Source organism: Nostoc sp. (assembly GCF_036919895.1).
Classification (GTDB): Bacteria; Cyanobacteriota; Cyanobacteriia; order Cyanobacteriales; family Nostocaceae; genus Nostoc.
Genome location: NZ_JBALBW010000008.1, coordinates 1 through 12449 on the forward strand (window position 1 = coordinate 1; position 12449 = coordinate 12449).

6 protein-coding genes are annotated in these 12449 nt (G+C 40.4%); 4 read left to right on the forward strand and 2 right to left on the reverse strand.

What is annotated here, in order from left to right; all coding sequences use genetic code 11:
- Nucleotides 1-314: 314 nt before the first annotated feature.
- A complete protein-coding gene (locus tag V7K55_RS01515; RefSeq protein WP_334827466.1) occupies nucleotides 315-818 on the reverse strand; it encodes a 2TM domain-containing protein in 504 nt (167 codons plus the stop codon).
- A 363-nt stretch (nucleotides 819-1181) separates the two neighbouring features.
- On the opposite strand from V7K55_RS01515, the gene V7K55_RS01520 reads away from it, so the two are divergent.
- Entirely contained in the window at nucleotides 1182-1898 is a 717-nt protein-coding gene (locus V7K55_RS01520) for an ROK family protein (protein ID WP_334827468.1), read from the forward strand.
- A gap of 219 nt (nucleotides 1899-2117) precedes the next feature.
- Here the strand turns inward: V7K55_RS01520 and pbpC are convergent, their stop codons facing one another.
- On the reverse strand, nucleotides 2118-4475 hold the full coding sequence (gene pbpC / locus V7K55_RS01525; RefSeq protein ID WP_334827470.1) for a penicillin-binding protein 1C: 2358 nt from the start codon (nucleotides 4473-4475) through the stop codon (nucleotides 2118-2120).
- 509 nt (nucleotides 4476-4984) lie between these two features.
- On the opposite strand from pbpC, the gene V7K55_RS01530 reads away from it, so the two are divergent.
- The 3 genes from V7K55_RS01530 to V7K55_RS01540 all read left to right on the forward strand — a co-directional run bounded on the left by V7K55_RS01530 (nucleotide 4985) and on the right by V7K55_RS01540 (nucleotide 12259).
- On the forward strand, nucleotides 4985-10663 hold the full coding sequence (locus V7K55_RS01530; RefSeq protein WP_442949055.1) for an alpha-2-macroglobulin family protein: 5679 nt from the start codon (nucleotides 4985-4987) through the stop codon (nucleotides 10661-10663).
- Nucleotides 10664-10725: 62 nt separating this feature from the next.
- Entirely contained in the window at nucleotides 10726-11367 is a 642-nt protein-coding gene (locus V7K55_RS01535; RefSeq protein ID WP_334827475.1) for a DUF4232 domain-containing protein, read from the forward strand.
- Between the two features lie 100 nt (nucleotides 11368-11467).
- The gene (locus V7K55_RS01540) at nucleotides 11468-12259 is read left to right on the forward strand and encodes a GH25 family lysozyme (RefSeq protein WP_334827477.1); all 792 of its coding nucleotides are present in this window, start codon (nucleotides 11468-11470) and stop codon (nucleotides 12257-12259) included.
- Nucleotides 12260-12449 lie beyond the last annotated feature (190 nt).

The window sequence follows — 12449 nt, forward strand, 5'->3', positions numbered from 1 at the left end:
AAATCCGGTTGTTGGTGCTGGTGATCCACTCACAGAATCTATCCCATACGTTGGCGCTTTCGCGGCGTTGTAAGGTTGCTGTCATTGTTTTATAAATGCGGTTATTTGTGGATGAATTAGGTAGGTTTGACTACCTGTTACACATCTTAAATAATTTATTGCGTTTTGTAAAGTACTTTCAGAAAAAACTTTATCTTGGGATTTACGCACTTGCAGCAGAAAATACCCAATCTAGTTAAGAGGGATTGGGGCGCAACTGTTGGGTGAAGTCCTATATCTACTATCTACGACGAGCTTATACGCAAGCAAATCGACTAAACCTGTAATGCCTTAAACCACTTATTCAAAACGGTGCTGATGGTTTTCTTAATCTCATGCTTACGATTCCACTTCTGGAATGCCATTTCATACTCTTCACCTTTGACTTGAAAGGTATTCCAGACATCCAGCCCTACAGGTAATCCGCAGAATAGCAAAATGTACAACGACCAAGAAATTCCACCACCAGTAATTAAATCAAGCAGTATAAAAAAGCCATTCAGGATTGCGTAGTTACCTAAACTTTTCTGAAATCTTCTGATGCGGTAAGCGTCAAAAGCTCTTCGTTGTTGAACTTGACCTTGTTGTAATAGCCAATCGCGTTCAGCTAATTTTAAAGAATCAGGTGAAATTTCTAACTCGGCAGCAATTTCTAATATCTGCTCGTAAGAAAATTCTGTATCTTTGTCATTAGCTTGACGAGCGATCGCTAAGTGCAGAATTTGGTGTGCATCTTCTTGGCTATAAGAGCGGATGCTTTGAGGTTCAAAGGCCGTCATAATTATTTCTCTTAATATTACTTTTAATAGAAATTTGTTACCCGATAGATTTTCAGCAGCTACGCCAGTAATCTTTCTATTATCTCTACATTAGCAAATCTGAATGTTGTCGCGCGTCTAAATGTATTGGATTTTTAACTTTGCTCTTATCTACTTAGGACTCAGCAATACTAAACTGTGGTTGTCAATAGGTGTAAATATCTTGAATAACTTGCACCCAAGGTACAGGTAACTTACCAGCATTGGACATTGCTTATTTCTCCCCCACTCCCCTCAATCTAAAGACTCTCCAAATATCCGATCTTATTGGGATACAGCAGAGCATAATAACGAAAGAACAAGCATTAACAAGGATGTAACTCAATGGTTGAAGAAAATGGATCGATTCGTACCCTATCGGTTGATATTGGTGGTAGTGGCGTTAAAGCTATGGTTTTAGATATTACGGGGACTCCTGTAACAGAAAGAGCGCGTTTAGATACACCTCAACCTGCTACACCAGAGGTTGTAATTAATGCAATTGTTGTCTTAGCTGCGGCTCAAGGTGAATTTCATCGCGTTTCGGTCGGTTTTCCTGGTGTGGTGCGGTGTGGAGTCACAGAAACGGCGGTAAACTTACATCCAGATTGGATTGGATTTGATTTGGAAACAGCATTATTAAAACATTTAAATAAACCTGTACGGGTGATTAATGATGCAGATATGCAAGGGTTTGGTGCGATCGCAGGTAAAGGTGTAGAACTGGTGATTACTCTGGGTACAGGGTTTGGTTCGGCTTTATTTGTAGACGGAAAGCTAGTACCAAATATGGAAATGGGGCATCATCCGTTTCGCAAAGGAGAGACTTTTGAGCAGCAGTTAGGGCGTGCAGAGTTAGAAAAAATTGGTGATAAAAGATGGAATAGGCGTTTAGAAAAGGCGATCGCATCCTTGCAACATCTGTTCAATTATGATTACCTTTACATTGGTGGTGGTGAAGCTGTGAGAGTGAATTTCCTGTTACCGTTAAATGTGAAACTCATCCCCAATATCACTGGTTTATTAGGCGGTATTGCTTTGTGGCGAGATGAAAAAAGGTAAAAAGTTTTTCAGATCAGGAAGTCTACGCCTGTGGTCAAGCTTACATTAATTGCCGGAACAGATATATTATTTGTGGTCACACCTTTGACATAATCTTGCAATATCTTTGTCAATACGATCTGTAATAGTTAGCTCATCAAACTGTTTAACGGAACTAGGCAGGTAATCCCTGCCTTTTTTAATCAATGTCCTATAGTATTGCATTCTCTTGCTATTTAATTATGGGCGATTTCCCTTTACCTGAGAATTACTAATAGAAAAACCCCGACGCGTAGGTTTAATACTAGCTAATTCCACCTGAAAACTTACCTTATCGTTCATTTCTCCGCTTCTTGCTTCCAAAGTCCACTTACCCGGACGCAAATTCCAAAATAAAGAATTAGCTGAATTTGTATCTAACTTTTCGCCATTTAGCCACCATTCAACAGGCACAGATTTATTTCCCGCTAGCTTAAATTCAAGTTTTTGCTTCGCTTTTTCACCTGGATATAGTAAGAATAAATCGCCATGATGGGGAGATAAAATTCTGAAATTGCTAGAAACAAAACTTGATTGTTGTTGTTTTGCCAACCACTCGTCATACTCTGGTGGTAAATTAAATTGATTATCACCTTCGTAGGCAATTTTATCTTCTGGGTAGAAATATTCCTGCACCACTGAGGTACAATCTGGTGTCGGTCGTAACCCCGAAATTGCACAAACAGGTAATTGCACTAAACCTTCTGGAGATGGAAAAGCTGCTGGCTCTTGATGTTCGTGCAGGTGTAACATAATCCGATTCCACAAAGGTGCAGCCCCTGTCACACCTGAAACTTGTCGCATCGGTTCGCCGTTAAAATTGCCTACCCAAGTAGCGACGGTGTAATCTGTGGTGAAGCCAACTGTCCAAGTATCCCGAAAATTGGAAGAAGTGCCAGTTTTAACAGCAACAGGAAAGGGTAAATTTAACACAGAGTCTACACCAAAGGCTGTTGCACGAGCATGATTATCACTGAGAATGTTAGTGATTAGTTGCCATATTGTGGTCGAATCTGGGATTTTACATCGTACATTTGGTGAGCTTCCACTGCAACTTAGATTTTGGATTGGGGAATCGGAAAATGTGGTCAATAAAGGAGTAGCTTCTCCAAATCGTGCGATAGTAACGTAAGCATGGGCTAATTCCCATAAACTGACTTCGCCACTACCTAGAGTCAAACCTAAACCGTAATGTTCTGGGGTTTGATTGAGATGTTCAAATCCGAGTTGATGCAGTCGTTCTAAGAAAGTTTCCACACCTACTTTTTCTAACACCCTGACTGCGGGTACATTCAACGAATTTGCTAAGGCGATTCGCACCCGCACAGGCCCAAGAAACTTTTCGGTGTAATCGGTTGGGCTATAAAGTCTCGCACCGGGAATTGCATAACGGGCGGGGACATCTGCTAAAATGGTATTTGGCCGAATTACACCTTTTTCTAAAGCTAATTCATAGACAAAAGGTTTGAGGGTAGAACCTGGTTGACGTAGCGCTTGCACTCCATCATTGCGTCCTAATTTAGCTTCGTTAAAATAATCAGGCGAACCAACATAAGCCAAAACTTCACCAGTATGATTGTCAATTACCAACGCAGCCGCATCGTGGACATTGTTAGCGGCGAGTGAGGAAATTACCTGTTGCGCCTGTGCTTCGATAAACTGCTGTAAAGGGCGATTTATAGTTGTGCGAATAACAGATTTATCCCCCCAGCCCTGCTTTTCAAGGGGGGTTGGGGGGATTTGATTGGCTAACCAAAATAGAAAGTGTGGTGCGGCGATAATTCCCCGTGGGCGAGACTGAAACACAACTTTTTCGGTGTGGGTTCGGGTTGAGTTCGCACTACTAATATATTTTTCCTCTACCATCCGATTAAGGACGTATTTTTGTCGCTGCTTCAACCGTTCCCAATGTTCATAAGGGTTAAAGTATGTAGGATTATTAGGGATAGCGGCCAACAAACTAGCTTGGGCAAAATTTAACTCACTCGCTGGGATAGAAAAATAAGTCTGCGCGGCTGCTTCCACACCATATATATTCCCGCCCATTGGCAGCCGATTAATATATGCAGAGAGAATTTCATCTTTATTCATCCCTGCTGCTAACCGCCAAGATAGCCAAATTTCACTCAGTTTACCAGAGAAGCTGCGCGGCACAGGATCTAACATCCGCGCCAACTGCATAGTAATAGTAGAAGCGCCGGAAACAATTCGTTTCGCGTGAATGGCTTCTTTGCTGGCGCGGATAACAGCTTTCATATCCAACGCCCCATGATGGTAAAAGCTGCCATCTTCGGCGGCTAAAATGGCATGGATAAACTGGGGCGAAACTTGATTTAGCGGGACTACTGATGTATGTTCTTGGTCACGAGTGAGCAATGTTCCTAATGGTAAACCATTGCGATCGCTAAATTGCATTGCCAGTTGATTTTGGGCAATATCTGCGGCCCGAACGGGCGCAAAATAAGGTAGTAAGCGGATAATTAGGCAGATTACTAGCACAGCCAGGATAACTTTGATACTGTGCTTTATTTGGAGTAGCGATCGTAAAATTAGTTTCATCAGGGAATCCCTGCCCAAGAAAACTTACCTTAATTTTGACGCAGCGATTACATCTATATCAGTAAATATGTCAAATCCTTAATAATTTATTTGAAATCACTTAGCATATGTAAATTAATATTTGCAGAACTTAAAATACTTATTAATAGTTAAGAATTGTAGTGATTTTTCGGAACAATCACACGGCATTGGTTATCTATGTAAATAAACATAGTTAAATCAAAATTCTGGGTAAAAAATAGTTGCCTGGCATCCTTTATTAGTGTTGGCATTACCAACTCAATGAGGTAATGCAAAATTTTACTTGCTATAATCTGTAAATTTTTTATTTTGAATTACTAAAAAAGATGATTATCAGAATTTTACTCAGTTTCCCTCATAAAATTCTCTATTTCTTCCTTCGCGTCCTTCGCAGTAGCCTGCGGCAAGCCAAAGCGTCTACGTTAAAAAAAATTACCCATTCCTCACGCCACAAGAGAAGAATACAATTTCTTCTTCTCTTTACATTCATGCTAGCGATGACAGGGTGTAATTTTTTTAGTATCAACTCAACTAAAGAACAACTCCCAGCAGTATCCCCACTCACACCACCAAAATTGCCAGACTGGATTGAACAAATAAGTCCCATTGGCGATGCAAAACCTCTCAACCAAATCCGCATCCGTTTTAAAGAAGCTTTAATCCCAGTTGAAAGTCTCGACAGTCCAGAACAGCAGAGACTATTAGAAAAATTTGCAGTTTGGCCGCCTTTACCCGGTCAATTTCGCTTTTTGACACCGCGCATGGTGGGTTTTCAAGCTGAGAAAGCATTGCCAATAGCCACAAGATTTCAAGTTACTCTCAAAGCAGGTTTAGCCGATTTAAAAAATCATCAGCTAGATAAAGATTTACCTTGGACTTTCAATACGGAATCTATCAGCCTAACTAATTTACCAGGTGTCAATCCCATCGAAAAGGGTGATATCGAACCAATTGATTTACAACAAAAGCTACAATTTACTTCCAACGTAGAATTAAATTTAGCTTCTGTACAAGAACATTTACAGTTAATTACTCAAGGGCAAAATAAGGGTGTAGGCTTCAAAGTCGAATTAAATAAAGAAGAAAAACCAGTAAAAAATGAAGAAGACCCGTTAGAGAAATTTGACCCTTCAGCCCGCAATTGGATTTATAATCTCATTCCACAGCAAAATCTCGAAAAAGCAACCCCTTATCGCCTAGTCTTTTCTCCCGGAATACGTCCTGCTTATGGCAATCTCCCTACAGAGAAAGAATTTGCCAGTAAGTTAGTAACTTATTCCCCTTTAGCATTTCAGAAAATTAACTTTTACGGACAGCCAGATTCAGGTGGCACTTATGGAAGATTTATTAAAGGCAGTCCTCAGCTAGAATTTAATAACGTCTTACTACCAGATTCAGCTAAAGAAAGTATTACTATTAATCCAGCACCAAAAGATATTTCAAGAATCATCCAAATAAATGATGAAGATAAAGTTGTCGGCATCAATCCTTATGCACTAGAACCTGCCAAAACTTATACAATTACTATTGGCGCAAATCTCAAAGATAAGTTCGGTCAGACTTTGGGTAAACCCGTCACCCTTAAATATGATACTGGAGATTTAGCTGGGGATATCTGGGTACCATCAGATTTGAATATTTTCCCCACAGATAAAAATTTACAGCTAAATATTAGTACGGGAAATCTACCAGAATCTAAATACAAAGCAGCTTATCGAGCAGTTAAACCAACAGATTTAGTTTATTTTAATAATAGTAATGATTTATTACCCCAACCTTCTGATTGGCAAAGCTTCAAGGTATCGGGTAAGAAAAATCAATCAGTTGATATTGCTGTTCCTCTGCGGGAAAAAATAAATGCAGCGACGGGAATGTTAGCTTATGGAGTGCAAGCCCGCACTAATAAATATCAGGAGAATGGTAAGGAACTGTGGCGAGAACCAACAACTTATGGCATGGTTGAATTGACAAATTTGGGCGTATTTACTCAGTGGTTTCCTGAATCAGGCTTAATTCGCGTCAATCATCTGACAGATGGTTCGCCAGTTCAAGCGGCTACTGTGGAAATTTATCAATCAAAATTACAAGCCAAATCTCGCCCCGAACCTGTCCCTTGTGCAACTGGTAAAACTGATGAAAATGGAATTTTTAGAATTGTTCGGGAAGGATTACAGCAATGTTATTCTGGAAATGAGAGTTCTAGTAAATCACCGCAATTATTAGTAATTGCCCGTGAAAACCAAGATTGGGCATTCGCTAGAACCGAAGAGTATAGCGGCGTTTATGGCTACGGTATTGATGCAGGTTGGCAAGATAGTAAGCCAGAATCACGCGGCGTAATTTTTTCAGACAGACAGTTATATCAACCAGGCGAAAAAGCTTGGTTTACTGGGTTTGCTGGCTTCTTACAAAATGGCACAATTCAGCAAGATAAAAATGCCGTTTACCAATTAACTTTGGTAAATCCTGATGGGCAAAAGACCAACTTAGGTACGCAAACTACAAATGAATTTGGCACGTTTTCTCTGGAATTGCCAATTAAAACTACTCAGCGCTTAGGCTACCATACAATCCAGGCGAAGGGAAAGAATGGACAAGAACTTTCTGGAGAATTTCGGGTAGCTGAGTTTAAGCCACCCAATTTTAAAGTCGAACTCAACTTAGATAAAGAATTTGCTTACATTGACGATAAAGTTGATATTAATGCTACTAGTAATTATTTATTTGGTGCGCCTGTAGAAGGTGGAGAAGCGAAATACTTTATTACTCGCCAACAAGCTAATTTTATTCCCAAGGGTTGGGACGAATTTACTTTTGGTCGGCAGTGGTTATGGCCAGAAGAATCTCCTAGTACATCTAGTGATGTGTTACAAACTAGTGCCCAGCTAGATGCTAATGGTAAAAGTAGTCAAACTGTGAGTGTGGCTAATGATTTACCATATCCTATGACTTACCAAGTAGATGTGCAAGTTGCAGATGTTTCTAATTTATCTGTAGCCAATTCTAAAACTTTTACAGCTTTACCGAGTAATCGTCTAATTGGGTTAAAAAGTAATTTTGTTACTGATGCGGGAAAAGCTTTCCCTATTGATGTGGTTGTTACCGACCCTACAGGAAAAGCGATAACAGGTCAACGAGTGCGCCTGGAATTACAAGAGATTAAATATAGTAGCGTCACCCAATTAGTTGAAGGTAGCCGAACGCCAAAAAATCAAGTTGAATATAAAACAGTCGGACAAGCAGAAATTACATCTGCTAGCAGTCCGCAATCGGTAAATTTGACAGCACCAGAATCTGGTTCATACCGGATTAGAGTTAATTTTAGTGATGCAAAATCAGAATTAAGTGCCACAGATTTACAAATTTGGGCAACTGGAGAAAATCCAGTATTTTGGGGTTCGAGAGAAAAAGATGTCTTAGAGGTTAAGCTAGATAAACAAGAGTTTAAACCTGGTGAAACGGCTACTGTACTAATTCAATCCCCCTATCCAGATGCAGAATTGTACTTTGCTGTGATTAAAGACAAACCCCTTTATCAGCAAGTTACCAAAATTCAGGGAAGCGCACCACAAATTCAGTTTCAAGTTACGCCAGAAATGCTGCCAAATGCAGCCATTGAAGCTATTTTAGTCAGGCAAGGTAAACCCATAAGCCAAGTGGAACCAGGAAGTTTAGATAACTTGGTGAAGATTGGTTTTACACCTTTTAAAGTCAACTTAGAAGATAAGTATTTAAAACTGCAAGTTAAGCCAGTGCAAACATCATTAGAACCTGGTGCAGAAGAAACAGTACAACTGGAATTGAAAGATAATCAAGGAAATCCCACCAAAGGACAGTTTACAGTCATGGTGGTAAATGAAGCCGTGTTACAACTTTCTGGTTATCGTCCACCAGATTTGGTAGATACAGTTTATGCAGAACAGACAATATCTACCCGCTTTAGCGATAATCGTCCAGATGTAATATTACAACCGCAAGATGTAGCTAAACCAAAAGGTTGGGGTTATGGTGGTGGTTTCTCAACTGGTGCAGCTAATACTCGCACTCGCACCGATTTTAAAGCCTTAGCTTACTACAACGCTTCTGTTCTTACCGATGCAAATGGTAATGCACAGATAACCTTTAAATTGCCGGATGACTTAACTACATGGCGGGTGATGGCTGTGGCCACCGATGGAAATCTGCGTTTTGGGAATGGAGACGCGACGTTTATCACCACAAAACCACTGCTAACTAATGCCATCTTGCCACAATTTGCCCGTCCAGGCGATCGCATCCTTGCCGGTTTATCTGTAACTAACAACACCGGGAATCCAGGAAATCTCTCAATTAATGGCGAACTTAGCGGTAATGTGAAGTTTGCAGACAAAAACCCCACAGCAAATTCTTTGCAAACCAAAGCTGAATCCGCAACTCACGCTTATCGCTTTCCAATGGTGGCTGATAGCGTCGGAGTTGCTAAAGTTCGCTTTACCACTCAACTAAATGGTACAGCCGCAGACGCTTTTGAAGTACCTTTCGAAATTAAGCCAATTGAAATTACAGAACAAGTCGTTGAAACTGGTGTCACCGAAAAACAGGTAAAAATTCCCCTGAATGTTGATAAAAATACCTTCCCTGATGCGGGAGGTTTAGATATTCAGTTAGCGAGTACTTTGATACCGGAGATTCAAGCACCAGCAAAGCAAGTTCTAGAAGATAATGATTTGCCATTCACAGAACCGGCAGCGAGTCAATTAATAATTGCGGCTAATTTGCAAACTATCGCCCAAAAATATGGTCAAACATTTGCAGAATTTAATCCTAGCCAACAGGGAAATCAAGCAATTGAAAAATTACAAAAACTCCAAATAGCCGATGGCGGTTTTGCTGCTTTCCCTGGACAAGAAAAATCCGACCCTTGGGTTTCTTCTTATGCGGGTGAATCTTTGGCTAAAGCCAGTCAAGTATTCCCTAATTTAGCCGATTCTGGAATGCTGTCTCGCCTGAAAGCTTATTTGCAAAAAGTTCTAGCGAATCCTGGAGAATATGATTTTTGCAAACAACTACTCTGTAAAAGGCAACTGCAACTCAATGCTTTAATCGCATTAGCAGAATTGGGAGATAAACGCAATACTTTCCTCACAGATATTAATGAACAGCGCAATAATTTTGATTTAGTAACTCAAATTAAACTAGCGCGATACTTATCTCAATTCCCAGAATGGCAAAAGGAATCTCAACAATTAGTAAACAAGCTGCAACAGAATATCTATGAAACTGGTCGTACAGCAGTTGTAAGTTTACCACCTAGTTGGGGATGGATGAGTTCATCTACCGCGACACAGGCGGAAGCTTTACGCTTATTTATTGCCAAACAAAGTAAACCCGAAGTTATAGATAAGTTATTCCAAAGTCTTCTCGCACTGCGCCGGGATGGTACATGGCAAACTAGCTATAACAATGCCCAAGCGTTAACAGCTTTGGTAGATTATAGTCAACTGCAATCAACACCACCGAATTTTGTTGCCACTGTGCAATTAGCTGGTAAGAAATTAGGAGAAAATCGCTTTGATGGCTACAAAAATCCTAGCTTACAAGTTAATGTGCCGATGAATCAATTACCTCGCGGTCGTAATGATTTAACGCTGGAAAAATCAGGTAATGGGACTTTGCACTATCTGGTTGCTTATAATTATCGCTTGCAAGGAAATCAACCAGGTAGATTTAACGGGTTACGTATAACGCGAGCAATTAGTCAAGTAAATCAAGATAAAATTTTACAAAAAACAGGGATTTACGCTTTCGATAAACCCTTGACTTTAGCCTCTGGGCAGGTGTTTGATATTGGTTTAGAAATCATCGCCGATCGCAGCGTCGATCGTATAGTAATAAAAGATCCATTACCAGCAGGGTTTGAGGCGGTGGATGCGAGTTTTCAAACTACCACAGCTGCATTACAAGCAAAAGCCGATAGCTGGGAACTTGGGTTTAAGAATGTGTATAGCGATCGCATTATCGCCTACGCCGACCACCTAGAACCAGGAGTTTATAGTCTCCACTACTTAGTTCGTTCTGTCACCCCTGGGACATTTTCTTGGCCTGGTGCAGAAGTTCACCTGCAATATGCACCAGAAGAATTTGGGCGCACATCTGAGTCTACATTGGTGATTGAGGATAAGTCGTGAATTTGGAAACTTATACTGTATATGAAGCATCAGTGTAAGTAGTTCACTACAAAAAAAGAGATATGCGAATTCTAATTATAAAAAGCAGTATGTTGTTGCTCCTGACTGCGATAACAACTGGCTGTGTCGGTTCTCCCTCTGTTACCAAACAGACGCAAGCCTTACCAGCAATCACTGAACAGCCCACGAAAGAAGCTGCGTTGACCTCAACACCTACACCGACTGGAAAAGCTACAGACAACTCTACCCCTGAAGCCACTATTGCCACAAATCCGCCGCGCTGTGAAACTAACCAATTGTCAGTCCGCCGAGTCTCCGAAGATGCTGGTGTTGGGAATGTTGCCCTCACCTACGCCTTCACCAATAATACCTCATCCCCTTGCACCCTCTACGGTTATCCAGGATTGGCACTACTGGATGCAAAAGGCCAACCTTTGGAAGGGGTTAAAGTTATCCGTTCCAAGGACACTTACTTTTCAAGTAAGCAACCTCGACAACAAGTAACTCTAGCTCCTGGAAAACAAGCCTCATTTCAGTTAGCATACAACCACATTAGTTCGCCACAGCAAAACTGCCCAATCTCTAGTAAGATTGAAATCACGCCTCCTAATGCTTACCAGCACTTGACCGTCACACAAGAAATCAAGCCTTGTACAGGCAAAGTCAGAGTGACTCCGGTGCAAGCTGTTACCACTCAACCCTAGTAAATTTATGTAATTTACTAAAAGACCCAGAAATAGCATAAATTTAATTAGAGCCTCTGATAAGTCCAGTATTGTACTGTTCAAAAAGGTTAAGAATTTTATGCAAGGAATTGATGTTGCCGATCAAGACGGCAGAGTAGATTGGACGGCTGTAAAAAACTCTGGTAAAACCTTTGCGTTTGTCAAAGCTACAGAAGGAGTTAGCATTAAAGACTCTGCTTTTGCTCATCACTGGCAGACTATGAAAACTGTTGGTATTATTCGGGGTGCTTATCATTTCTTTCACCCCCATACATCTGACCCAGTTCAGCAAGCGAAGGAATTCTTAAAAACTTTGGGGCAATTAGAACCCGGAGACTTACCACCAGTTTTGGATGTAGAGGTAACTGACAAAGGAAATAGCCAAACTGTAATTAATGCAGCCAAACAGTGGTTAGCAGAGGTTGAAAAAGCCCTTTTACAACAAACGAAAAAACCAATTAAGCCAATCATTTACACCTTCCCCAGTTTTTGGCAAGAAATTGGCAATCCATCTGATTTTGGTAATTATCCATTATGGATTGCCCACTATGGAACCCAAAACCCAAGTATTCCTAGCGCTTGGCAGGGGCAATATCTAATCCATCAATATGCAGGTGATATCTCTGGTGTAACTGGTGTTAGTGGTCGAGCCGATTTGAATAGATTTAATGGATTGCAGTTAGGAGATTATGGGCTAAGAGTAAAACAATTACAACAGCAATTAAAAGATATTGGATTATACACTGATGCCATTGATGGGCATTTTTCTGATTCAGTTAAAAATGCAATTGTTAGTTTCCAAACATCTAAGAAATTGCAAGCTGATGGAATTGTCGGTATAAAAACTTGGATAGCTTTACTGTGGATTTAGAACGGATAAGTCTACTCAATAAATAGATCGACACTCACCATCAAATAGGTGATGCTTTAGAGGATGTTTGAAAAGTCCTCTTTTCGGTATCAAAATTTATAGAACCCATTTGATATCTTTTAGGCGAACAAGTAGAATCAACACAAAGAGGTGAATTTAAACAGGTAAGGGCTGAAAATGGGGTATTCAA